Below are 25,107 nucleotides of genomic sequence, written 5' to 3'. Positions count from 1 at the left end.
TCTTTAACGTTTAAAATTCCTACTAAAGTTCAATTGCAACATTGAAAGCTTATCATTATGTAGAAAATCAACCTTGTACTCGATCGAAATTTTCGTCGATCTGTCAGCAGACTGTTTTGAGAAACCAAACTCAAAACCACGACCACAGCTTTGTGATGAAGCATAAGGTGCTAAACGTTCACAGCTGTACTGCGGCGTAAAACTGAACATTGCATTTGATGCTAGACCTAAGCTTTCCCCTAATGAAACATTAAACTCCGGTCTGAGGGTCAGGCGGGAAATTGACGTTGTGCCTGCATCCAATGTGATATTGTTATCAGAAAACCCCCAAGACTCTCCAATGAAATTTATTTCGCCAATTGATGTTTTACCATATGCATATGCGAGTTCAGGACGCAGCTCGAACCCTTCATATTTAAAAACCCCGGTCAAAGCCCCCCCAACTATATATTTTTCTGTAGTGTAATCGCTGGCCAGCGCAAGAGTACCATCGTCCATCTTCAAAGAGTTTCGGTAAAAATCACTTGATATATAACTATCGAAAAATAACGCATCAGCTAATTGAGAAACAAAATAAGCCCCAAATCCTATGCCATATTGACGTTGCGTGCCTTCAAATTCTCCGCTCAGCTTGGAATGTGCAAATTTCCCACTGAAGTCACTGCCAAACATTGCACTATCAGACAGGTATCGCTCCCATGATATTTGGCCTTTGAGCGATGAGTTAGTTGTGCCGTCTGCATAGCTATATATATTAAATTCACCTAATGCCACGCGACTTTGCTTGCCCGGATCACTCCAATGTTTGTCTATAAAGCTACCTTGGGCGATAACGCCGCCATCATTAATTTTGGTAAACCCATTAAAATTGAGACTTTGGTTGTCACAAGAAGTAAGAACCAAAATATCTTCCTCATAAATTTGATTTCTGCATGTTATGAAGCTCGAGCGTGCATCTTGTATCATTCCTTGCTGGGATGACATTTCACCCTGCAACAACCTTCCTTCATGCTCAACTATTATGGAACGTATTTGGTCTTTTTTAATTTTAAAATATGCACCAGGGGCTCCAGCTTCGACTGACAATGTGTTGGAGGCACTATTCATATTTCCAGTCGAATCTTGGACTACGCCCCCACCAATAGTTACGGTAACTACTTTTCCAAGAATTGCATTAACGGTAAATCCATAAGTATCGCCACTTCCAGTTAAGTTCGCGATGGTGCCGTTGCTAATAGTAATATCATTAACAGTTAGGAGCGATACATCAGACGAGAACTCCGCGTGGACATGGAATGATCCAATGACCGGAGTAGTTGGTCCCGCCAGAACAACCGTTACGACAGTATCGGCGAGACGAATAACATTCAGGTTGTTATTTATTGTTGTGAATGTGGCATTGGAGGCGGAGATCGCATTGTTCGAGCTGTCTTCAACACTGGCCCCAATCGCCACATAAACCACCTGCTCTGAGGGGAAGTCTACGGCCGGGTTTATAGTGATAACATTCCCGTTAATCGTCGCGTCAAAGGCAATATTATCACCGCCAGCGTTTGTTTTTCTCAATGTGATGAGACCATCTACATTCGTATTGGTAAGCGCCGAGTTGTCAGTATTCCGCACAGCTTCACTGAATGTGAGGGTGATATTGACATCTTTAGGAATGCTATCTGTGCCAGCTAATGGGCTAAAGGTAACCGTAGGAGCAGTACTATCTGTTTGCGTGATAGAGGCTGTGGCTCTTAATTCCACTGATGTTTCCGGCACGTGATTTGTAGCTTGAAAAACCAATGCATAGACCTCATTTGGATCCCCAGTTAATTTTAGACCTACAAAATTTGCGATGCCGCCAGATACTTGCACGCTAGTTGCTGATCCATTTGCATTTAGAGAGCCACTTTCACCACTAATAATACTGGCCGTTACTACTGTTGAATTATCTAAGGATTTTAGAGCTCCACTGGTATCCAAGAGACGTACTGATGGCTGCACCGACAGGTTCTCGCCATTAATCAACGAATCTCTTCCACTAATTGCAGGTTGGGTCGTAATTTCAACTGTACCAATCAAATTTTGTGTGACTGCTTCAAATCTAACTGTTCTATTACCAAGACTGTGGGCAACTCCATCTGTTGTGGTAACGATGGCGCTAAGTACTATCGGTCCAGGTGTAGTAGATAGTACCTCAAAACTGAATATTGCTGAGCCATTACTAGGCTTGGGTATGGTGATAGTTCTACCGGAAGGATTTACTTTAAGACTTCCACCGCTCGAAGTAACTGTTACGCTGGAGATTTCAGACGTGTCCGTAAGGGGATTATTGGCCTGATCTTTCAGACTTATGTCGACCGGGATACCTCCGGAATATATATCATATACAATAAATTCCCCACTTGGCGGATCAATTATTGTGGTGTTGCAGTTAAAACAAGGAGTAGTAATTTTTGGCATAGTGATGTTGCCACCACTGACTGGTATTCCTGAATTGCCGGCTATGTCTGTGAACTCAATATTATACGTGATTAATCCGTCCGTATCGCCTGAGGTAACGTTGTAGGTAACGGTCCATATATTCCCACTATTTGTATACGCAGGTGTATCCATAATCGCATTACCACTTGATAAAAACGTCACATCAGGCTGACTAATCTCCTCGCTGGATAGGAACGAAAGTGTTATTATATTACCAATATTTGCTACCGTTACAGTTGCATTATTTGACACAAAATTAACATCACGTAAGGTCGGCGCAGCACTATCCGCGGCCGTGAATGTGGCATTGGAGGCGGAGATCGCATTGTTCGTGCTGTCTTCAACACTGGCCCCAATCGCCACATAAACCACCTGCTCTGAGGGGAAGTCTACGGCCGGGTTTATAGTGATCACATTCCCGTTAATCGTCGCGTCAAAGGCAATATCATCACCGCCAGCGTTTGTTTTTCTCAATGTGATGAGACCATCTACATTCGTATTGGTAAGCGCCGAGTTGTCAGTATTTCGCACAGCTTCACTGAATGTGAGGGTGATATTGCTTGCATTCGCAACTGCTGCAGCCCCATCTGCTGGGCTGAAGGTCACCGTCGGCGCAGTGCTATCCGCGCCACCTGCAAACCACACTCTATATTCACTTCTGGCAGCATTTCCAGTCCCGTTTGGGGTTGGTGCTCCCAGCGCTGCCATTCCCGTTGCGTTTTGAAACATGTTAGTAAAATTATTGGCGTTATCGTTTATGTTCCATGAACCGCCGGATGTTCTAATATCTTGATTGAAAGTTGTGGCATTTTTAAACATGCCGCGAAAATTCGTAACGGCACTAGTGACCCAACCTCTAATATCTTGGTTAAATGTATTTTTACCCTCAAAGGCCCCGTTTAAACTAGTTAACGTGCTTACGTCGCAGGTGGCCACATCATCATCCGCGTCCCAGTTTTTAATGATATTCAGTGAAATGGGCTGTCCCACTGTTCTGTCGGTAATTGTATCGTACGCTACATTGTCAACAACACATCCAGCATTAACTTCAGTAGCGCTTAAAATCAAAAATACTAAAGCTAAGCTCCTGCTGCATCTCTTTAGTGAGAAGGTGATAAACTGAGTGGCTGCGTTTCTAAATGACATTGATAATTTGACTTTAACTTGTACTAATATTGGAAGTTGAAGATACAAAAAATATCAGTGAACCGAACCTTGAAAGGTACGAAATAAGATAGACTTATAGTTAGCTAGAATTTTACGTTGTTAAAACTGGTATATAATTAAGAAGTTTTTGAAAATGGTTAATAATGAGACGAAGCCTCCCAAATATGGACTTCATGCAACTATCCTAATATAATTACGGAAAGCAGATATTAACTGGAATAAATTAGTTTGTACAAAATTTCTGGAGAAAAAATATGTTAAATTTAAATGAACAACCTAATCTAGAAAGCCTCAAATCCTTTTATGAGGTTGCTAAGACGGGTACACTTGCTGAAACCGAGCGGAGAACTGGAGTTCCACGGTCAACCTTAAGTAGGCATATTGCATCCCTAGAAAAAGAGCTTTCAGCAGTCTTGTTTTACCGAAGCGACAGAGGCTTAACTTTAACACAGGTAGGTAGGATCGCGTTCCAGCATTCTGAAAATATATTTAAAGCGGCAGTAGATTTGTATGAAGCAGTCTTATTGCAAAACGTACAAATTTCAGGTCCCATGAAAATAATAGCAAGCAGCGGCATCGCCTCGATCATATTGCCAAAGATAATTTCGAGAATTCACGAAGTGTCTGACGACATACAATTAGAAGTAATATCGACGAATTCCGTTGAAAAAGAAGCTTTCCAAGATGCAGATATTGCAATTCAAACATATGCCCCAATTCAGCTAGATTTGATTGCGCTTAAAGTTGGCCAAATAAATTATGGGGCATATGCATCTATTAATTACCTTGAAAGAGTAGGCACCCCGAATAAGATATTAGAGCTTAAAGATCATTGCATCGTTGGCAGCATGCCAAAAACACTAGAAAATTTAATTACAAATAGGTGGGGGAAGGACATTCTGGATCATGTTGATGTGATTAAATGTAAAGATTACCCACTAATTTGGGAATTGGTAGCCGCAGGATGTGGAATTGGTCTTACGCACCTCAATCACGGGGATGCAAACCCAGCAGTAAAACGCATTATGGCTAATCATGGATCGTTAACCCTTCCAGTCTGGATGGTAGCTCATCCTGACGTTAACACACGCGCACGCATAAGACTTGTTTTTGATTTTATGGTTGAGGAAATGAAATTAGCACTTAGATACTGATACATAGTGACATTACGACTGACCTGCCCCCCGAGGCTCCCTCATTCATATACACCGCTCACTCCAAAACCCGAAGATTTTGTTCTGATATGATGCGGAAATTATCAGTGACCTGATTTCGGAAGTTGTGCCATTGCTCTGGGATAATTTTCCGAAAGAACTTCAGAATGGCTTCGGTAAATAGCTTTTGCGTGGGATAGGCGCGATTGTGGGTGACGTGTTGGTGCATCACGGCCCAGAGCCTTTCAATTGGATTCAGGTGCGGGCAATAGGGCGGCAGCTGGATCAGGTGGATGCGGCAGTTTTTGCGCGAGAGAAAAGCCCTGACATCCGGCCCTTTGTGGTAAGCAGCGTTGTCCCAGACCACGTGGATGATGCGTTTATCGTGATTGCGGGCCTCAATCTTGGCCAGCAATTGCACGGCACTCACGCCGTCCACTGTAATCGGCGCGACGAAAGGCGTATCAAAGGTTTCAAGGTTCAGTGCGCCGTGAATGTTGACGCGCGCCCGGCCTGAAGTCGTTTTGAGCGTGGGGTTTGTGCCCTTCTTCACCCAACCAAAGGCAGGCTTGCTTTGATATTCTGGATGTACGGCATCTGCAAAGTATACCGCCTCATCATCGGCCAGAGAATTCAGCATGTTTTCATACATTGCGATGAACTCAGCCTGTTTGGCTACATCGGCCACCCGCGGCAGAGCCTTGGGTTTGCGATACTCAAAGCCTTGTCGCGCCAAAAGCTTAACACAGCCTGAATGAGAATAGCGCAGATCGAATTGCGCCGTGATATAGCTGCGGATTTCCACTGTAGATCGGCAGAAACGTTCCTCAAGCCACGCGCAAAGAGCGGCTTTCTGCGCGACAGACAGCCGCGATTGCCCGCCTTTCCAACCGTCATAAGCCACCGCATCCCAGCCCTCAGACAGATATTGCTTATGCCAGCCACGCACCGTGTCGTCATCAAGGTAAAGAACCTGCGCAATCTCGACACAGGACTTCCCATCATCCAGCAGCAAAAGTGCATTCGCTCGCCGCGCAACGCCATGATCCTCGCGTTGGCGTTTTACACAGCTCAAAAGCTCGCAGCGGTCTTCACGGGAAGGAAAATTGGAACGGATCATACGGAAACAAGAATCCATTTACGCTCGAACATCAACAACTTCTTCGGGTCCTTAAGGACTCGCAGTATACCTGTTCGATAACCCTGAGATTACCGCATTACGAGTGACCGGCCCCGGAGGCTCAGCGTCTGCTTCCAGTGCTATTGCAGAGTATTTAGCGCGTCATAACATCAACACTGAAGCGTTTGGCGAATGTGACAGCGCATGTGCCCACATTTTTCTGGGAGGTGAAACCCGAACCCTATCCCCTGAAGCGAAATTAGGATTTCATCGAACGTGGATCGACCGGGAGTACATCAAAAAGAATTATGTTGAAAATCGTATCGAAGAGGGTTGGGACGATGAATTTGATTACGCTACAATGCTTTTCGGTTCAGCAATTGCCAGCATGGTCGAAGATGTCGAATTTATGCTCAGCCGAGGCGTGGACATAGATTTCATTTTGAGAATATTTTCAACAGATAGCCATGACATGTGGGTCCCAACAAGAGAAGAGCTTCTGTCAGCAGGCGTTCTAACTAAGTAATATGTGCTCGACATAAACCGCAGCTCGTCAAAGATAAACGGCAACTTTCAGCTGACTAATTTTACGTTCGTTGACTCAAAAACCTACAGGCCAATACTGGAGAAAAGTGGAATCACCTGCAATGTACAAGTGGCCGGTAGCAGGTGTTTATATGAACAATTTTATACGACGCCTGTTTGGGCGCTTCTATTCTGTAAACCATTCAGATGTGCTGAGCTACCAAGGCTCTTGGCGCAGAGGTATGTTCCACGGTCGTGGCGTTCTGCAGTACAAATATGGTGGCGTTTACGAGGGCGATTTCAAGTTTGGCGTAAAACATGGCTTTGGTATTTTCAATTCAGCTTCTGGCTTTCAATATGCTGGTGAATGGGCCAATGGCGAACAGACAGGATCAGCCAAAATATTTTATAAAAATGGCGACACGTATCATGGGTTATTGAAGAATGGCGTTCGATCTGGGTTTGGTGAATTATTTGAAAAGTCATCCCAAAGGACGTTCAAAGGGAGCTGGCAGAACGGAACCCTTACTGGTGATGTCCAAATAGCAAGCAATGACTGGAAGTTTTCTGGTACTTTCCCTGATCAGCATGGGCGCACAAGCGGCACAATAACCTACACAGACGGCGCTAAATATGTAGGAGAACTGCTACATTTTACGCGGCATGGTATCGGTAAGTATACTAGTAAATCTAGCAACCTAATATCTGGCTGCTGGGTAAATGATACCAGTGTGCATTACGCAACGAGCACAGACGACCAAGGCGTCCGATGGTACGGCACATTGGAGAATTTAAAGCCGCACGGCTTTATGAAGGTTCGCCTACCGAACGGACAGAACTATGACGGCGTTTGGGATAATGGGAGTTTGCAGCGGGTGTTAAGTGTCCCTAAAACGATTAATGCAAAGCCCGTTTACCATATCCACTAAATCGTTCGTGTGGATTAGTATTACAGAAAGAAGCTAGAAGACCTGATCTGTAAAGTGGAGGGTGCCGGGGGTATGGTCGGAGAGGTGAGCGAATAGATTGCTAATGACCGCTCATTTTCACAATCTTTAATTCAGTCTGTTTTAAAATCATTTTCACTATGATTTCGTTAATCGTTGCATTAGGGCTCACGTCTATTTTAGTAGATTAAGCAGCCTGCCCAATAAGGACGTATAATCATTAAAATACCCACTATTTTGAAACTGACCAAACCGTTTTTTTCCGTTCTTTTCTTGAATAGTGTAAAAAATTTCTTTTCCACCTCGTACATTTAGCCACTCAGTAGAAAAACTTCCTTCCCAAAATTCACCAGTTGGGAAAGTAAATCTGCCACAACCACCAAATCGTCCTTCACAAAAATCACCTTGGTATATTGAACCTAGCAGAAAAGTTTCGATACCCTTTCCACTTTTTTTCCCCAATTCAAAGGTACCATGATACTTACTGCCGTCTGAATATCTTTCTATTCCACGTCCGTGAGGGACTCCGTCCTTAAATTGTCCCTCGTACCTAGTACCATCGGGAAAAACTCGAACACCTTTACCATGATACCTAAAATTTTTGAAGAAACCCTCATAAAAACATGGGTAATGAAAAAGATACTTTCCATAACCGGAACGAATTCCATTTTTGATCTCACCAACAAAAGTGTTACCTCAGCCTTGTTCATAGAGGTCTATGACAGTACATTTCCCATTAAGTTTGCCAGATTCAAAATTTCCCACACTACAACTTTCGTCAGAAATTAATGTACCGAGGCCTTCAGCAAGCCCATCGATTACATTACCTGAAAATTTTTCTCCAGAACTGTCTAGTGACCAAATACCATCTGATAAATTCTGAGGTGTGGGGGCAGTGGCACCTAAGATAGGTTTTCTACAATTTTGACACCAGTCAACATCGAAATCACCATTAGAATCTGCTCCACAACTTGCACAAATTATCGACATGCTTGGCCCCAAACCTTGCCTTAAGAAATAATTATGGCCGCATTGGACAGCACTGCACCCGGAAATATGCTAAGAAGCGCTACCGCTGCTATAGACAAAACAGAGTGCAACTCCATGTTCACCAACATCACCGTTTCATTGATACCAGTGACCATCATAGCATAACCCAAAAATTTTCAAATCGTTCGTCTGCATTAGTATTACTTAGTCCAGCAGGGACTCCTACTTTGTAAAACGGGGGTGTACCCCCCGGTACCCTTCACCGACGGAGGAATTGGACAGTCAATAGGCTAATCTTAAACGGGTATTCCTGCTTTAGGATAATGTTGAAACACCTCTGCTGTGCCGTCGGCACTGATTATATACACATCGTAGGCTTCACGTTCATCTTCAGGTCCCATCCCGGGCGAGCCGTAAGGCATTGCTGGCACGGCTAATCCTAATGCATCAGGGAGGTCTGCTAAGAGACGTCTTATGTCGCTGGCGGGAACGTGTCCTTCGATGAAGTACCCATCAACTTTAGCGGTATGACAGGACATCATATTTTTGGGGATACCACTCTCAATCTTAAATTCAGTCAAAAGGCCACCAGCGCGATCTTCAGTGGTAACATTGAAGCCTTTGTCTGTTAAAATCTCTATCCATGCAGTGCAGCAGCCACATTGTGGGTTTTTAACTACGTGAATATCAGGAGAAGTGCCGTCACCTAAGGCAGCCAACGGAGCAGCAACGATAGAACTTGAAGCAAGTATTAACAGTTGCCGCCGGCTTAACGATACTTGGTCCCTCATTACTTATCCCCTTTCAACATCCGCCCGTGCAATTAGTGCGGCATCCAAACACATCCATAGCATGGTGGCACTCAAATGTATTACAATCGACAAAGCCAGAGATATGACAACAATTAATCAGTCTTAAAAGCCTTTCGCCACAAACACTAAATCGTTCGTCCATACTCGTATTACTAGTCTAGCTGGGACTCCTAGCCTGTAAAGGGGGGTACCGCTGGGGTGGGGTCTTGGGAATGAGGAATTAGATGGGTTGTGGATGCAAAAAACTAAAGTGACCACACCGAGCAATGATTAATCTTATATAATAGTTAAATGCCGCCAAGCATTATTCAAACGTAGCAATGAACGCGACAATTATTCGAGTTCAAAATACTACGCGAGGGCAATATACAGGGTAACCCATTGAAAGTAATGGTACCACCTCCTGGTCTCGAACCAGGGACCTCCTGATCCACAATCAGGCGCTCTAACCAACTGAGCTAAGGCGGCACTCAGAGCGATTTAGCGGGGCTGCTGCGTGAATGCAAGGGCTCGCGTGTGCAATAAACGCCATCGGCCGAGCAAAATGCAAGAAAATGCACCTGCGGACCCGAGCGGAGGCTTGAACCTGCGTGAAAGCCGCCGGAAAGACCCTTGATCATATCTCAAAAGCCCCTTACCCCAAGGACATAGAGCGAAAGGCACACCCATGGGCATCAACACAGAAAAAGACATCGAAGCCAATTTGCAAATTGGCCCCACGGATCAAGGCATGGTACGGATCTTCGTCACTGCCGGCGATGCTGAAATCCCGATGGACTTTGAAATTGACGAAGCCAATGATATTGCAGAAGAAATAATGGCCGCGGCCCGGGCAGCCGCAGCTGTGGCAAAATAGCCGCGATATCCGTCACGAGGAAGTGTTAAAGCGCGCCACGCCGCGGTCGCGACTGGCCTGTGCCCGTCTTGCGGCATGGCGAGCGAATTTTTGGATCATGACTTTGCGCCGGGCGGGTGCCAACCTATGTTCCGGCCCCATGCGCAGGATCGCCGCATCATAGGCATCGGCCATAATGAGCCCCGTGTCACCGGGCAATATTTCACTGGGAAACTCTTGGTCGACCGCCCAAAAATACCTGTCACACCACTGTAAATACTCTTGCCACTTATGGTCGGATTGAAAATCTGCGCGGGAAGATTTGCATTCGATAATCCATATCTCTCCCTTGGGTCCCAGCGCCATTACATCCACGCGGCGACCTGGTGTTGGGACCAATTCTTCGACTGAAACAAAATCATAGCTCAGCAAATGGCGGCAAACGCCCCGCGCCAAAAGCTGGCCCGGCATCAGATTTGAAAGATTGCTTTCATCCATGCGCCATTTATGGACGAATGGGTAAGCGGCGCAAGGGCAAGCTGCCTATTGCGCGCGGCCCAAACGCGGTTATCGTGACGGCCATGAGACGCCGCAAAACCAGACAAGCGGCCGATTCGACGCACAGTTGGTCGGTCCTACGCCATCCTTTTGAGCCACAAAGTATTTTCTCTCAAGATCGCGTGGAGGCCATCCATCAAGCGGCCTTGGACGTCTTGCAAAACCTTGGAATAAAAGTGCTTTTGCCCGAAGCGATTGAGCTTTTCGCCAAACATGGCGCGGCCGTCTCTGGGGACATGCTGCGGATCGGCTCGGATATGGTGGAGGCCGCCCTGGCTTCTGCGCCACAATCCTTCACCCTGCACGCGCCCAACCCTGCACGCAATCTGCCGGTCGCGCCGGGACAGTTGATCTTTACCCCCGGCGGCGGTTGCCCCAATGTCAGCGACGCCATCCGAGGCCGCAGGCCGGGTGATCTGGCCAGCTATCAAGATGCCGTGCGCTTAATGCAGAGCTTCGACGTCATCCACAAGCTCACCCCTGCGCCCGAACCGCAAGACATTCCAGTGCATTTGCGCCACTACGCAATGATGCAAACGCAAATGGGATTGGGAGATAAGGCCGTGACCGTCTATGGTCGGGGCCGGCAGCAGGTACAGGAGTGCTTTGAGATCATCCAAACCGCCCTGGGTCTCAGCGCTGCTGAATTTAGCGATGCGCCCTATTGCTCCACGGTCATTAATACCAACTCGCCGCGCATGTTGGACAAGCCCATGGCGCAGGCATTGATCGACTTCGCCCGCACCGGTCAAATGTGCATTGTCACGCCGTTTTGTTTGGCAGGGGCTATGGCTCCGATTACAATCGCCGGGGCTTTGACCTTGCAACATGCCGAGGCTTTGGCGGCCATTACGCTCAATCAACTCGCAAAACCGGGCGCTCCGGTGATGTATGGCGGCTTTGGCTCGAACGTGGATATGAAATCGGGAGCGCCGAGTTTTGGCACGCCGGAACATATTCAAATGTCGATCGGCTCGGGACAATTGGCCCGTCACATCGGCCTGCCTTGGCGTTCAGCTGCTGGGGCGGCCGCCAACACCAATGATATGCAAGCCACCCATGAAACCGTCATGTCGCTCTGGGGCTGTCTTCAAGCCAATGCGACTATGGTCATCCATGCGGCAGGCTGGCTTGAAGGCGGGCTGACCTTTGGTTTTGAGAAATTCATCCAGGACATCGAAGCGCTGCAAGCCATTGCCCATCTGTGCAAACCTGTGGCCGCAGACGCAGCCGCAATCGGGCTTGACGCCATCGAGCAAGTGGTACCCGGCGGACATTTTTTCGAAACAGATCAAACATTAAACAATTATAGCACAGCTTTTCTGGAGCCTATTAATGCGGATCTGTCAAATTTTGGCACTTGGCAAAAGAATGGCGCATTGACCGCCGAAGCCCGGGCCACGGCGAAATGGCAGGCAATCTTGCACGACTTTACCGCCCCGCCGGGTGCTCAGGAGCGGGTTGGCCGCGTGGAGGCAATGATCGCCCGGTTTACCCAAGCAGGCGGGGCACCGATTCTCGAGTGAGCCCTTGCACAAGTTCGTGCAAAGGCCTATCTCAAACAGCGGCGGGTTCTGCCCTTCTCGAAAGCGGTCAAATTCCAGTGGCCATACGCAATCCGAGGGAGCTGGCTCTGATTGAACCCTGGTTCTTTTACCTGGCGCCCACCTGTACATACAGGTCCTCGGGAATTCAGTACCAACACGGTTGTTCTGGTGGGCCCGCCACGTCTTGCTTCAGAATGCACCGTCTTTTTGATCCTCAATCGGCTCCATCGTCAGTTCAAAACTCGGCACCGCTTCGGTCAAATCATCAACCGCCAGAGCCCCACTTGGACGCGCCAGCCGGTTGCGCACAACCCATATGAGCCGGTTCTCTGCTCGGGTGATCGCCACATAGGCCAACCGTTTCCAAAGCTGCGTGCCCGCCTCTGTTCGGTTCATGCGGGCGGCCACAAAAATATCTGGCGCAAACACCTGGACCGTATCCCACTGCGAGCCCTGGGCCTTATGAATGGTCACCGCAGCCCCATGCAGAAAGGTGGCGCCCATGCGGGCGGCAAAGGGAATAAAGGGTTCTTCCTCATCGGGCATTTCAATCTTGACGATGCTGGCGGCGCTCAACTGCGGTTGCTCGGCACCGATGACATGCAGGCGCGAAAATCCCGGTTTGCGGCCCGGCCCAAGATAGACCACCTGCGCCCCTTTGATCAGACCCCGCGCCTCCAAATCCAACCGCTTTTTGCGGTGCTTTAAAGGAAGCTCAATACCATCACAGATCAATGGCTCGCCCCGCAAGAGCTCCTCCATCGGGGCTTGATAGGCGCCGCGGAAGGCTTGAATGAGCTTGATCCGTGTCACGTTGCGCCACACCAGAACGGGCGAGCGCGCCATGAGGTCGGACTCAACCCTTTGACCGATCACCACCCGATCATCGCGCATCGACGCATCCCGCACCATCTGTTCAAAATCAGAAAACTGCAAAGAAGCATCGCCCAAAGCATGGGCCAGATCTAAGATCGGATTGTCTTGCGTCTGACGATGGACGCGGCTGAGCACCAAGCGGCGCTCCTCAGGCAAAGCGTCAAACACCATCGCCCCCGATTGGTTCACAGGCGCCAATTGCGCCGGGTCGCCAAACAGAATCAATGTGGGGAAAATCTCTTTGAGATCTTCCAATTGCTGCGCATCGAGCATGGAGCTCTCATCGACAAAGCCCACGTCCAAAGGCTCCTCGCGGCGCTTCCATCCGGTAATAAAGTCAGACCCCCGCAGCCCCGCCGCTGCCAAAGCGCCCGGAATAGACGCATTGGAGGTGAAGAAACTCAAGGCTCGATCCAATGCGAGGTCACTGACCCCCTCCACCTCTGGCCGGTCGCCATTGCCACCGAGCCACTCTGCGATTTTTTCATACTCGGGATCATACATCGGCGTATAGAGAATGCGGTGGATGGTCGTCGCGGGTACACCTCTATTGCGCAATACGCTCGCAGCTTTGTTGGTGGGGGCCAGAATCGCCAAGGTCCGGCGGTCTTTGCGCGCGCGGGGTTCATAGTCTCCCGACACGATGTTCAGCCCCGCATCTTTCAACGCATGATACAGCTGCGCCAAAAGCAAGGTTTTGCCAGATCCGGCCTTGCCAATGACAGCGGCGATATTGTCTTTGCCCTCGCGCGGCGGGGTCACGATCCCATTGGCCAGATCCACGCCCGCAGAGCGCAGAATCTCACTGATGGTATCATAGGCCTGGGCCTGATCTTCGGAATAGGAAATTGGCGTCTGTGACATGCCTTTGTTTAGCCAATGGCTTGCCATGGGGCCAGAGCTATTGCGCGCACTCGGATGCCGGGAGCAAATTAATTGCCCCCGGCGGGTCTTTTACCGTGCAACCGCAAGGGTCTCTTCAATCGTGCGCAGCCCGCGGCGGGGCGCTTGCACCAATACAGACATATTGCCCGGCAGATGCTCATTGCGGCGCATTTTCATATGCGCTTCCGGCAGATCGTTCCAATCAAAGGTTTCAGACAAGCAAGGGTTAAGCTTGTCTTCACACATCAAGCGATTGGCCGCAGCCGCCTGCTTAAGGTTGGCAAAATGAGAGCCTTGAAGGCGTTTTTGATGCATCCACATATAGCGCACATCCAGGGTCAAATTGTAACCGGTCGTCCCTGCACAGATCACCACCATACCGCCTTTTTTGCACACGAAGGTTGAGACAGGAAAGGTGCTTTCGCCGGGATGCTCAAACACCAGGTCGGGGTTGTTTCCCTTGCCTGTGATCTCCCAAATCGCGGCGCCGAACTTGCGAGCCTCTTTAAACCAAGTGGCGTATTCAGGGGTGTTGACCGTGGGCATTTGTCCCCAGAAATTGAAATCGCGGCGGTTGATCACGCCTTTTGCGCCGAGCCCCATGACAAAATCACGTTTGCTTTCGTCACTGATGACACCAATCGCATTGGCACCAACCACATTGGCCAGCTGCACGGCATAAGAGCCCAACCCGCCCGATGCACCCCAGATCAATACGTTTTGCCCCGGTTTCAGCTCATGCGGCGCATGACCAAAGAGCATTCGGTAGGCGGTGGCTAGGGTCAGCGTGTAGCAGGCGCTTTCTTCCCAGGTTTGATGCTTCGGACGCGGCATCAATTGTTGGCTTTGAACCCGAGTGAACTGGCTGAACGAGCCATCGGGGGTTTCATAGCCCCAAATGCGCTGTGAGGTCGAATACATCGGATCACCGCCATTGCATTCCTCGTCATCCCCATCATCTTGATTGCAATGGATCACGACCTCATCGCCCAGTTTCCAACGGGTCACTTTTGAGCCCACAGCCCAGACGATGCCCGACGCGTCAGACCCCGCGATGTGATAGGGTTGCTTATGGCCATCAAAGGGGCTGATTGGCACGCCCAAAGCGGCCCAAACTCCATTATAGTTAATACCAGCCGCCATCACCAAGACCAAAACGTCGTAATTGTCCAATTCAGGCACGTCCAAAACCTCTTGCAACATGGCCGTATCTGGCTCGCCATGACGCTCTTTGCGAATGGCCCAGCCATACATTTGTTTCGGAACATGACCCAAGGGCGGCATTTCGCCCATGTCATAGAGATCTTTTTTCTCCGCGGTATAGGCGGTCAAGGGTGAGTTTGAATCCAATGGCATGAGAAGCCCCTTACGATATTGCTGCGATGCAGAATCAACCTGCACTTCAATGGATAAAATCCATCACGCAATATTGCAACCAATTTTCGTATTAATTTGTAATTTAATTACTCACGTAATTTTTCTGATATATGGGACAGGCTGGCGGCATAATAGGGGAGCACAAATTTGCCCTTCTCAGTAATGACATAACGCCCCCCATCCTGCACAATCAGCTTGCGCTGCATCAAATTTAAAACGCCCGCTTCCGCCGCCTCGGCCCAGGCCTCTGGAGTGGCTTGCAAATACTCCGGCTCAACTGCCTGCATGACCTCCGCAAATGCGGCAGTAAGCTCCAGCGCCCGCAGTGGCGCTTTATGAATTAATATCAATGAGATTAGAGGAACAGGCAGAACAGGAATGCCGGCCTCCACCTGGGCCATGATCTCGCGCGCCAGAACAGGAGAAGAGATCCCGCCCGTCTGTTTGTGAAACGCCGACAGGCTCACCGGCGCGCCAAAATGAACAGCCGCATAACCAAAGCGCCGATAGCGGCCCGTCAACCACAACCAAAACTGCTGTGCCAAAAAACGCGCGATGACGGAAATATTGGCACCAAAACGCCTTTCTCCGCGCTTGCCAGCAGCGAGAAGAATGTAATCCTCCAAGACCCGATCGTAATTGATCGAGACTGGCACGAATATGACATCTCGGCCCTTTGGTTCCCACCCAGCGATGACATAATTCATAAACCCCATCCGCGGCGGTGCCAAACGCCCGTCCAAGGACAGGCCACCCTCTGGAAACACCGCTTGTGTCACGCCGCCCTGCGTCGCCATCTGGACATAGCGGGCCAGAACCCGCCGATAAAGCAACCCACGCGATTTGCGGCGAATAAAAAACGCACCCATCGCGCGAATGAGTAGGCTAATCGGCCAGATCCGTGCCCATTCGCCCACCGCATAAGACAATGCAGAGCGTTTTGAGGCCAGATAAGTCACCAGAACATAATCCATATTTGAGCGATGGTTCATGACAAACACCACAGTTGCCTTGGGATCCAAGCCGCTCAAAACATCCTCAAAACGGCCAATGCGCACCCTATAGAGCGTCTCGCTGAGAAAGCGGGCAATGGTGCTGGCGACGGTGAAATAGACCGTCGCACTGAAGGACGGCACGATCTCCCGCGCGTATTTCTGCGCCTCTTGAAAAGCGACATTTTCAGGGATGCCCTCCTTGCGGGCGTGATCATTGACCGCCTGCATCACATCGGGATGATAGAGCAATCTTTGAATCATATCATGGCGCCGGGCCAATTTGAACGGTTCAATCGGACGGTCCAGCCGCGCGTTTAATTGGCTGACCACCCGCTCCATTCTGCGCCGGAAAAACCACCGTACAGAGGGGATCAAAGCACGCTCCAAAGCGGCAATCGCAGCGAAAATCGCCGCGATCACTACAAACCACATCGGAAGCTCAATTGTCTCAAACATCCGGCCAATCTGCCTGAAATGGCAGATATGCGCCAGATGGCAAAATTGCCGCGTTGCAGCGAATTGACAGGGTGGTATTATTCCGCCATTAAGTGCTAATGCGCAATTATATTTCGCACACAAGAAAGAGAGGCCCGTTATGACCCAAGTGCAAAAAGATCGTCCCTGGTTGTTTCGAACATATGCAGGCCATTCTACGGCCGAGGCTTCTAATGCGCTCTATCGCTCCAATCTCGCCAAAGGGCAAACGGGCCTGTCCGTGGCCTTTGATCTGCCGACACAAACGGGCTATGACAGCGATCATATTTTGGCGCGCGGCGAAGTGGGCAAAGTGGGCGTCCCCGTCAGCCATTTGGGGGATATGCGCACGCTCTTTGCCGACATCCCCCTCGATCAGATGAACACCTCAATGACCATCAATGCCACAGCGCCTTGGCTGCTGGCGCTCTATATCGCCGCAGCCGAGGAGCAAGGCGCCGATATCAGCGCGCTGCAAGGTACGGTGCAAAACGACATAATTAAGGAATATTTGAGCCGAGGCACCTATATTTGCCCGCCCAAACCCTCCTTGCGGATGATCACCGACATCGCCGCCTACACGCGCGCGCATCTGCCCAAATGGAACCCGATGAACGTCTGTTCTTATCACCTGCAAGAGGCCGGCGCGACACCCGAGCAAGAGCTGGCCTTTGCCCTCGCGACAGCGACTGCGGTTTTGGATGACCTCAAAGGCAAGGTACCCGAAGAACATTTTGGCCAAATGGTTGGGCGGATCAGCTTTTTCGTGAACGCCGGCATTCGTTTTGTCACTGAAATGTGCAAAATGCGGGCTTTTGTTGATCTTTGGGACGAGATCTGCCGCGACCGCTACGGGGTGAGTGATCCTAAGATGCGGCGTTTCCGCTATGGCGTGCAGGTCAATTCTTTGGGTCTGACCGAACAACAACCCGAAAACAACGTCTATCGCATCTTGATTGAAATGCTGGCGGTCACCCTGTCCAAAAAAGCCCGCGCCCGCGCTGTGCAATTGCCCGCTTGGAATGAGGCCTTAGGTCTGCCGCGCCCTTGGGATCAGCAATGGTCTCTACGGATGCAACAAATTATGGCCTTTGAAACCGATCTTTTGGAATATGAGGATCTGTTTGACGAAAACCCCGCCGTTGAGCGCAAAGTTGCCTCCCTCAAGGAGGGCGCACGGGCCGAGCTGGCGTTGATCGATTCCATGGGCGGCGCCGTCGAGGCGATCGAATATATGAAGTCGCGTTTGGTCGAGTCCAATGCGGCCCGCATTGGTCAGATTGAGAGCGGGGATATGACTGTGGTCGGGGTCAACGCTTATCAAAGCGGCGAAGCCAGCCCGCTCACCGCAGGCGACGATGCGATCATGACAGTGGACCCCAAGAACGAAGCCGAGCAAATCGCGCGGCTCACCCGCTGGCGCGCGGCACGAGATGCGCAGGCGGTGAACGAGGCCCTTCGGGATCTGCGCGCCGCCGCCCTCGATGGCAGCAATATTATGCCGCCCTCTATTGCCGCCGCAAAAGCCGGGGTAACCACGGGCGAATGGGGCGATGTGCTGCGCCAAGCCTTCGGTCAATATAGAGGCCCCACGGGCGTCAGCGCCACCCCGTCCAATCGTACCGAAGGTTTAGATGAGATTCGCGATCAAGTCGCGGCAGTCAGTGATCGGCTGGGACGCAAGCTGACTTTTTTGATGGGAAAACCGGGTCTGGATGGGCATTCCAACGGAGCCGAACAAATCGCCACCCGCGCGCGGGATTGCGGGATGGAGATCTCTTATGAAGGCATCCGCCTCACGCCGGACGAAATCATCACAGCCGCGCGCGATGGCGCGGTGCATGTGATCGGCCTGTCTATTCTCTCAGGCTCACATATGCCCCTGATGCAAGAGTTGATGTCCAAGCTGCGCGCGGCCGAGCTGATCCATATTCCGGTGATCGTCGGCGGGATTATTCCCGATGAGGATGCGCAGAAGTTGCGGGCCATGGGAATAGCGCGCATCTATACGCCAAAGGACTTTGAGCTCAACCGGATCATGTTCGATATCGTCGCCCTTGCCGATCCCGGTCCAGGCAATATTGCGGCGCAATAGCAAGGCGTTAGTAAAAACTCTGCGGATCAATATCAATCGACAAGCGGAGGGAGTTTGGCAGCTTGAATAGGGCTGTCCAAGCGGTCAAAGCCGCTTGAATAGGGGCGTTTTTTTCTGCCTTAATTAAGAGCCGTACCCTATGGCGCCCACGGATGCGGGCAATTGGAGCTGGGGCCGGTCCAAAAATCTGTGCACCGATCTGTGTCAAAGGCTGACAATTGCGCGCCATGGCCTGCCCAACCTCAAAGGCCTCCTGCGCATCGGGTGAGGATAATACAACCCCGACCAAGCGGCCATAGGGTGGCACGCCGGCTTGTGCGCGGGCTTGCGCTTCGGCGCTCCAAAAGGCCTCTTCATCCCCATCCAGAATTGCGCGGATGACCGGGTGCTCTGGCTGATGGGTTTGCAGGGCCGCCACCCCCGGCTTGTCGGACCGTCCAGCGCGACCGGCCACTTGACGCATCAGCTGGAAGGTTCGTTCTGCGGCGCGCAGGTCCGAACCTTGAAGCCCTAAATCTGCGTCAATCACCCCAACCAAGGTTAACTTTGGGAAGTTATGCCCTTTGGCGACCAGCTGCGTGCCAATGATCACATCCACCTCCCCGGCGGCAAGTTTGGCGATTTGCTCTTTCAATGCGCGCGCTGAGCCAAATAAATCAGAGGAGAGAACCGCGACTTTCGCCTCGGGGAAAAGCGCTGTGGCCTCCTCGGCCAATCGCTCCACACCGGGCCCCACCACAGCCAAACGGTCTTCTGCCGCACAACTGGGACAAATTTTTGGTACTGGTTTGCTTTCGCCACATTGGTGACACATTAGGCGCTTGAGAAAGCGATGCTCGACCATCCGCGCATCGCAATGATCGCAACCCACTTGATTGCCACAAGCCCGGCAGAGCGTGATGGGCGCATAACCGCGGCGATTGATAAAGAGCAAGGATTGCTCCCCTGCCTGAATGCGTGCCTCAACCATCTTTTGCAGGCGGGGGGATATCCAACGATCTGCAGGCAGCGTTTCTTGCCGCATATCAATCGCCATCATCTCGGGCAAAACTGACGCTCCAAAGCGGCTTTTCAGTTCAATTTTCGTATATTTTCCGGCCTCGACATTGGCCCAACTTTCGAGACTGGGCGTGGCGCTGGCCAGCACCACCTGCCCGCCAACCAAAGACGCGCGCAGCACGGCCATGTCGCGCGCGTTATACAGCACGCCGTCCTCTTGCTTGTAGCTGCTGTCGTGTTCCTCATCGACAACGATCAGCCCCAAATCTTGAAAGGGTAGAAACAAAGCCGACCGGGCCCCCACGACCATTTGCGCATGACCTTGCCCCACCATTTTCCAAGTGCGGCGCCGCTCTGTCATGGTCACACCCGAATGCCATTCCGCCGGGCGTGCGCCAAAGCGGGCCTCAACCCGGGTCAAAAATTCTGCTGTCAAAGCGATTTCAGGCAACAAGACCAAGGCCTGTCGCCCCTCGTTGAGGCAGCTTGCCACCGCCTCCAAATAGACCTCCGTTTTGCCCGATCCAGTGACACCTTTCAAAAGCGTCGTGCGATAGCCCGCGGAATTTGCCTGCAATTGCGCAACCGCTGCGGCCTGATCTTCTGACAGGCTCTTGCCGGGCAAGCTTGGGTTTAAATGCGCAAAGGGCATATCTTGCGGCGTGGCCAGCTCCTCCACCGCCCCCAGTTTCACCAGGCCTTTAACCACCGATGAGGTGACGCCTGCCGCATCGGACAATTCCTTGAGTGTGAAACTCAGCTCAGCAAATTCTTCCAAAACCGCGAGCACTTTTTGCCGCGCATCGGTCATACGGGCCTCGGTCTGTGCACCCAAACGGTAAACCTGCCGCATCGAGGGCGGATCTCCCAAGCCCGGCGCGCGCGTGGCCAGGCGCAGCATTTTCGACATAGGTGTGAGCGTATACTCCGAGACCCGACGCAAGAATTCTGCCATACTCTGTTGCATGGGCGCCACATCAAGCACGCGGATCACCGAGCGGATCTTGGCGTGGTCATAATCCCCCGCGCCGGCCCGCCAGACGACACCCAAGACCTTGCGCGGTCCCAAGGGCACCTCAACAAAGGCCCCCTGCCAGCATCCCCCTTCAGGCGCCTTATAATCCAGCACCCGATCCAGCGGTTGGCTGGTTAAGACGGCAACCAAATCACCTTGATGAAAGAATTGAGGCTCTGACACAGCATTTCCTTAACAGCAGGGCTTTCAGTACCCTAAAAACTCCGATAAAGCTTGCCCCAACGAAGGCCAACCTATCAAGGACATACGCCATGAAATTTTTTGTTGATACTGCTGAAATAGACGCAATTGCCGAATTGAACGATTTGGGCATGGTCGACGGGGTGACGACCAACCCCTCTCTGATCTTGAAATCTGGCCGTGATATCATTGAAGTTACACGCGAAATTTGCGAATTGGTCTCCGGTCCGGTTAGCGCAGAAGTGGTTGCGACCAAAGCGGAAGATATGATCGCCGAAGGGCGTAAGCTGGCGGAAATTGCGCCGAACATCACCGTCAAACTGCCGCTGACTTGGGACGGGCTCAAAGCCTGTAAGACCTTGTCGGGTGAAGGCAAAATGGTGAATGTCACCCTCTGCTTCAGCGCCAACCAAGCACTTTTGGCCGCCAAGGCTGGAGCCACCTTCATCAGCCCCTTCATTGGCCGCCTGGATGATGTGAACATCGACGGTATGGATTTAATCGCAGATATCCGCCAAATTTATGACAACTTTGGTTTCGATACACAAATTTTGGCCGCTTCTATCCGCACAGTGAACCATGTCACGCAATCGGCCTTGATTGGGGCAGATGTGATCACAGCGCCGCCAAATGTGATCAAATCCCTGGCCAATCATCCATTGACCGACAAGGGTTTGGAGCAATTTATGTCAGATTGGGCAAAAACAGGGCAGAAAATTCTCTAACCTATGGTAAGCCTGTCTCCATGCAATGGGGACCGCCATCGCATAAGTGAATGGGACAGCCATGACACCGCAAACCGCAGCGCAGGCCGAAGAAATCTTGCGCGATATCATCACCCAGAATCCACGGATCGTTCTAGACGCCCCGGAGGTGATGCGCGCATTACTGACGGCCCATGATGAGACTTTGGGTCAAAATATTGTGGACTTGCGCAGCGTGGCCATGCACCGGCTTGAAGCGCAATTGGGCCGGCTGGAAGAAACTAACCGCTCCGTTATTGCGGCCGCTTACGACAACCTCGCCGGCACGCAGCAAATCCATCGCGCCTTACTGAAAATCATGGAGCCGACCGATTTTGGCGGGTTCTTGACCATGATTGGCGCAGAGATGGTCGATATTTTGCGGATCGACTATGCCTGTTTGATTCTGGAAACGCAGACTCAAAGTCCCGATCCCAACCTCGCGCCGCTTGGCCCTGTTGTGAAACCGGCCCCGATCGGCTTTGTCTCCCATTACCTGTCCCAAAATTTAGAGGCCAAGGTGACCCTGCGCACGGTCACGAAGCCGGATGTTTTTGTCTACCCTGAAGCCACTGGGCCTGTGGGGTCTGAGGCTTGTTTGCAGCTGGATTTTGGCGCCGGCACCCTGCCCGGACTTTTGGTCCTTGGCGCCAAGGATGCCGAGCAATTTTCCCCCGCCCAGGGAACAGATTTGTTGACATTCTTTGCAACAATCTTTGAACGCGCCCTGCGCCGGTGGCTGACATAGGGGGCGATGATGTCACAGAGGCCTGACCTCACCTTGATATCACCGGCTATTCGCGATGCCATGGAGCATTGGCTGTCTCACGAGCGCGCTTTAAAATCTGCGGCTGACAATACCCTTAGCGCCTACGCAACCGACGTGGCTGGATTTACCGCCTTCATGGCCCAACATCGCGGCGGACGGCAGGGGCTGTCGTCTCTGGCCGCCATCGCCACACGCGATATGCGCGCGTGGATGGCACATGAGCGCGGCCGCGGAGTGAGCAGCCGCAGTTTAGCGCGATCTCTCTCTGCGGTGAAAACCTTCTTTCGTTGGCTCGCCGAGCGCCATGCGCTTGCGCCAACCGCCGTTTTATCGGCACGCGCGCCAAAATTCGAACGCAAACTGCCCCGTCCTTTGACCGAAGATGCCGCTCATGAAATGATTGGAACCGTCGAGATGCAGGCCCAAGAGGATTGGATCGCCGCTCGCGATGCGGCAGTATTAACCCTGCTCTATGGTTGCGGCCTGCGGATATCGGAGGCCCTCGGATTAACCGGGGCAGATCACCCATTGCCCGATGTCCTGCGCATCACCGGAAAAGGCGGCAAGCAAAGATTGGTGCCGGTCCTGCCGGTGGCCCGCGCCGCTGTCACGCGGTATGTGGAGCTCTGCCCCTTTCACATCAGAGCAAAGGATCCGATCTTTCGAGGAAAGCGCGGCGGGGCATTGGGGCCAGGAATGGTTCAAAAATCCATGCGCATGGCTCGGATGCAATTGGGTCTGCCGGCAAGTGCCACCCCCCACGCCATGCGCCACTCCTTTGCCACACATCTGCTCAGCGCCGGCGGTGACCTGCGCACCATCCAAGAGCTGCTGGGCCATGCTTCGCTCTCGACCACGCAAACCTATACCGCGGTTGACAGCGGGCGATTGATGGACATTTACAACGCCGCCCACCCCAAAGCTTGATTGCCACCGGCTGAGAATTGCGCCTATATGGGAGCATGGATATTCGATTAAAAGCCTTGGCAGTTCACTTGCTGACTGCAACCGGAGCTGTTTTTGCCATGTTGGCAATGCTGGAAGCGGTCAATGAAAAATGGGACATGATGTTTGTCTGGCTTGTGGTGGCGTTTTTCGTCGATGGAATCGATGGTCCCTTAGCCCGTCGCTATGATGTCAAAACCAATGCCCCACTCTTCGATGGGGTGCTGCTCGATTTAATCATCGATTACCTCACCTATGTGTTCATTCCTGCCTATGCCCTCTTTGCCAGCGGCTTGCTGGCTGGGTGGTCGGGATGGGTGGCGATCATTGTCATCACTTTCGCCAGCGCGATGTATTTCGCAGATCAGCGTATGAAGACAAAAGACAATTCCTTTCAGGGCTTTCCAGGCGCTTGGAATATGGCGGTGATTGTCATCTTTGCCACCGAACCCAACCATTGGGTCATTCTTGCGGCGGTGGCGCTCCTGGCCATTTCAATGTTCCTGCCACTCAAATTTGTCCACCCCGTGCGCACGGAGCGCTGGCGCCCTCTGACCCTGCCCATTGCTTTGGCCTGGGTGGGCTTCGCCGCTTGGGCCGCTTGGGGCAATTTCACCGAGGTTTATTTGGCCAATCTCGGCTTGGTGGCCTGTTCGGCCTATCTTCTCTTTGCCGGCATTGCTCAGCAAATGAGTGCGAAACCTTAGAGACGGGTAAGAATTACCCCTGCAACGATCACCAGACCGGCCAAAATTTTGGCTGGCCCCATTGTGTCGCGAAAGAACAGCCAACCCAACAGCATCGCGAATAGAATGGAGCTTTCACGCAAAGCGGTGACCAGGGCAATTGGCGCTTTCGTCATCGCCCAAACCACAAGGGCGTAAGCAATAAAAGAAGCAAACCCGGCCAAAAGCCCAAGCGCCATCTGCCCACCCCCCCGCGGAAGAACCGAACGACCGCGTAACGCCAATATTGCGGGGGTGTAAAACACCGCAGAGAAAATCAGTAACCACGAGACATAGGCCAGCGCATCCCCCATCACCCGCGCGCCCATCCCATCCACCAGCGAATAGCCCGCCGTCGCGGCCGCAGACCCAAGCGCCAGCGGAATGAGCCTGCGATCCTCACCCGAGCTGAACACCCCATGCGCCATCAGGACAATCCCCAGTCCCAAAACCAATATCCCCAGCAGATCCAACCCGCGCAGCGAGTCAATGCCGAATGACAGGCTCACGATCAGAACGATCATCGGCGCAGCTCCGCGCGCAATCGGGTAGACCCGGCTTAAATCGCCACGCTCGTAAGCAAGGCCTAAGAACAGTTGGTAAAACATATGAATAAGGCCCGAGGCGATGAGCCAGAGCCAAGCCGTGCCCTGCGGCAGCGAAACAAAGGGGAGAATGCAAAGCCCAAAGAAGGCATGAGCCAAAGTCAAAAGCAGCATGCCCGATTGCTTGTTTTGTCCAGTTTTGACCAAAGCATTCCAGCCGGCATGCAGCAGCGCGGCAAACACCACCGAGCTGAACACCAGCCCAGTCACAGCGCCCTCACAAAATAAAGGGAAGCGGGGCGCATAGGGCGCCCCACCACAAAATCACAGCTCGCC

General features: G+C 51.6%; 21 protein-coding genes, 1 tRNA gene and 1 pseudogene. 10 read left to right on the top strand and 13 right to left on the bottom strand.

Annotated features, from left to right (window positions below; genetic code table 11):
* Positions 1–3: 3 nt before the first annotated feature.
* Positions 4–3,618 carry an Ig-like domain-containing protein gene (locus RCA23_RS04765; protein WP_044049328.1) on the bottom strand — a complete coding sequence of 1,205 codons (3,615 nt, stop codon included), beginning with the start codon at positions 3,616–3,618 and terminating at the stop codon, positions 4–6.
* A 275-nt stretch (positions 3,619–3,893) separates the two neighbouring features.
* On the opposite strand from RCA23_RS04765, the gene RCA23_RS04760 reads away from it, so the two are divergent.
* Positions 3,894–4,793 (top strand): LysR family transcriptional regulator, encoded by a 900-nt coding sequence (locus tag RCA23_RS04760; protein ID WP_044049327.1) that lies wholly within the window; start codon positions 3,894–3,896, stop codon positions 4,791–4,793.
* Positions 4,794–4,851: 58 nt separating this feature from the next.
* Here the strand turns inward: RCA23_RS04760 and RCA23_RS04755 are convergent, their stop codons facing one another.
* Positions 4,852–5,913, bottom strand: a complete 1,062-nt coding sequence (locus RCA23_RS04755; protein WP_044051294.1) for an IS630 family transposase — start codon at positions 5,911–5,913, stop codon at positions 4,852–4,854.
* 103 nt (positions 5,914–6,016) lie between these two features.
* Between RCA23_RS04755 and RCA23_RS04750 the strand changes: the two genes are divergently transcribed.
* Positions 6,017–6,439, top strand: coding sequence for a hypothetical protein (locus RCA23_RS04750; protein WP_044049326.1), 423 nt, complete (start codon positions 6,017–6,019; stop codon positions 6,437–6,439).
* Between the two features lie 106 nt (positions 6,440–6,545).
* A complete protein-coding gene (locus RCA23_RS04745) occupies positions 6,546–7,367 on the top strand; it encodes a hypothetical protein (protein ID WP_169701332.1) in 822 nt (273 codons plus the stop codon).
* Positions 7,368–7,559: 192 nt separating this feature from the next.
* On the opposite strand, the gene RCA23_RS16205 is transcribed toward RCA23_RS04745, so the two are convergent.
* The 5 genes and pseudogenes from RCA23_RS16205 to RCA23_RS04730 all read right to left on the bottom strand — a co-directional run bounded on the left by RCA23_RS16205 (position 7,560) and on the right by RCA23_RS04730 (position 9,655).
* Positions 7,560–7,847: a hypothetical protein gene (locus RCA23_RS16205; RefSeq protein ID WP_081870893.1), complete on the bottom strand. Its 288-nt coding sequence runs from the start codon at positions 7,845–7,847 to the stop codon at positions 7,560–7,562.
* A gap of 27 nt (positions 7,848–7,874) precedes the next feature.
* Positions 7,875–8,072 (bottom strand): annotated as a pseudogene (locus tag RCA23_RS16980) (2-isopropylmalate synthase); the annotation flags it as partial.
* A gap of 9 nt (positions 8,073–8,081) precedes the next feature.
* Positions 8,082–8,375, bottom strand: a complete 294-nt coding sequence (locus RCA23_RS16405; protein ID WP_169701331.1) for a hypothetical protein — start codon at positions 8,373–8,375, stop codon at positions 8,082–8,084.
* Between the two features lie 296 nt (positions 8,376–8,671).
* Complete coding sequence (locus tag RCA23_RS04735) at positions 8,672–9,166, bottom strand: DUF411 domain-containing protein (RefSeq protein ID WP_044049323.1); 495 nt, start codon at positions 9,164–9,166, stop codon at positions 8,672–8,674.
* A gap of 412 nt (positions 9,167–9,578) precedes the next feature.
* Positions 9,579–9,655 (bottom strand) — tRNA-His (locus RCA23_RS04730).
* Positions 9,656–9,854: 199 nt separating this feature from the next.
* Here RCA23_RS04730 and RCA23_RS04725 point away from each other — a divergent pair.
* Positions 9,855–10,043 (top strand): DUF6324 family protein, encoded by a 189-nt coding sequence (locus RCA23_RS04725; RefSeq protein ID WP_044049322.1) that lies wholly within the window; start codon positions 9,855–9,857, stop codon positions 10,041–10,043.
* A 12-nt stretch (positions 10,044–10,055) separates the two neighbouring features.
* On the opposite strand, the gene RCA23_RS04720 is transcribed toward RCA23_RS04725, so the two are convergent.
* The gene (locus RCA23_RS04720; protein WP_044049320.1) at positions 10,056–10,520 is read right to left on the bottom strand and encodes an MmcB family DNA repair protein; all 465 of its coding nucleotides are present in this window, start codon (positions 10,518–10,520) and stop codon (positions 10,056–10,058) included.
* An 83-nt stretch (positions 10,521–10,603) separates the two neighbouring features.
* Between RCA23_RS04720 and RCA23_RS04715 the strand changes: the two genes are divergently transcribed.
* Entirely contained in the window at positions 10,604–12,106 is a 1,503-nt protein-coding gene (locus RCA23_RS04715; protein WP_044051293.1) for a trimethylamine methyltransferase family protein, read from the top strand.
* Positions 12,107–12,316: 210 nt separating this feature from the next.
* On the opposite strand, the gene RCA23_RS04710 is transcribed toward RCA23_RS04715, so the two are convergent.
* The 3 genes from RCA23_RS04710 to RCA23_RS04700 all read right to left on the bottom strand — a co-directional run bounded on the left by RCA23_RS04710 (position 12,317) and on the right by RCA23_RS04700 (position 16,716).
* A complete protein-coding gene (locus tag RCA23_RS04710) occupies positions 12,317–13,867 on the bottom strand; it encodes an AAA family ATPase (protein WP_044049319.1) in 1,551 nt (516 codons plus the stop codon).
* A gap of 90 nt (positions 13,868–13,957) precedes the next feature.
* Positions 13,958–15,244: a crotonyl-CoA carboxylase/reductase gene (ccrA, locus tag RCA23_RS04705; RefSeq protein ID WP_044049318.1), complete on the bottom strand. Its 1,287-nt coding sequence runs from the start codon at positions 15,242–15,244 to the stop codon at positions 13,958–13,960.
* 107 nt (positions 15,245–15,351) lie between these two features.
* Positions 15,352–16,716: a 1-acyl-sn-glycerol-3-phosphate acyltransferase gene (locus tag RCA23_RS04700; protein ID WP_044049317.1), complete on the bottom strand. Its 1,365-nt coding sequence runs from the start codon at positions 16,714–16,716 to the stop codon at positions 15,352–15,354.
* A 139-nt stretch (positions 16,717–16,855) separates the two neighbouring features.
* On the opposite strand from RCA23_RS04700, the gene RCA23_RS04695 reads away from it, so the two are divergent.
* Positions 16,856–18,829, top strand: a complete 1,974-nt coding sequence (locus RCA23_RS04695; RefSeq protein ID WP_044049316.1) for a protein meaA — start codon at positions 16,856–16,858, stop codon at positions 18,827–18,829.
* Positions 18,830–18,836: 7 nt separating this feature from the next.
* On the opposite strand, the gene RCA23_RS04690 is transcribed toward RCA23_RS04695, so the two are convergent.
* On the bottom strand, positions 18,837–21,026 hold the full coding sequence (locus tag RCA23_RS04690) for a primosomal protein N' (RefSeq protein ID WP_044049315.1): 2,190 nt from the start codon (positions 21,024–21,026) through the stop codon (positions 18,837–18,839).
* A gap of 89 nt (positions 21,027–21,115) precedes the next feature.
* On the opposite strand from RCA23_RS04690, the gene fsa reads away from it, so the two are divergent.
* From fsa to RCA23_RS04670, 4 genes are all read left to right on the top strand, one after another.
* Positions 21,116–21,769, top strand: a complete 654-nt coding sequence (gene fsa, locus RCA23_RS04685) for a fructose-6-phosphate aldolase (RefSeq protein ID WP_044049314.1) — start codon at positions 21,116–21,118, stop codon at positions 21,767–21,769.
* A gap of 61 nt (positions 21,770–21,830) precedes the next feature.
* Positions 21,831–22,535 (top strand): DUF484 family protein, encoded by a 705-nt coding sequence (locus RCA23_RS04680; RefSeq protein WP_044049313.1) that lies wholly within the window; start codon positions 21,831–21,833, stop codon positions 22,533–22,535.
* 9 nt (positions 22,536–22,544) lie between these two features.
* Positions 22,545–23,483, top strand: coding sequence for a tyrosine-type recombinase/integrase (locus RCA23_RS04675; RefSeq protein WP_044049312.1), 939 nt, complete (start codon positions 22,545–22,547; stop codon positions 23,481–23,483).
* Between the two features lie 35 nt (positions 23,484–23,518).
* A complete protein-coding gene (locus RCA23_RS04670) occupies positions 23,519–24,208 on the top strand; it encodes a CDP-alcohol phosphatidyltransferase family protein (RefSeq protein WP_044049311.1) in 690 nt (229 codons plus the stop codon).
* On the opposite strand, the gene RCA23_RS04665 is transcribed toward RCA23_RS04670, so the two are convergent.
* Positions 24,205–25,041 (bottom strand): EamA family transporter, encoded by an 837-nt coding sequence (locus RCA23_RS04665; RefSeq protein WP_044049310.1) that lies wholly within the window; start codon positions 25,039–25,041, stop codon positions 24,205–24,207. The two genes, RCA23_RS04670 and RCA23_RS04665, sit on opposite strands and share 4 nt — an antisense overlap.
* Positions 25,042–25,107 lie beyond the last annotated feature (66 nt).

The sequence above is a fragment of the Planktomarina temperata RCA23 genome (genome assembly GCF_000738435.1).
Taxonomy (GTDB): Bacteria; Pseudomonadota; Alphaproteobacteria; order Rhodobacterales; family Rhodobacteraceae; genus Planktomarina; species Planktomarina temperata.
Note: the sequence above shows the minus strand (reverse complement) of the source record. Positions and strands in the feature narration are given on the sequence as shown.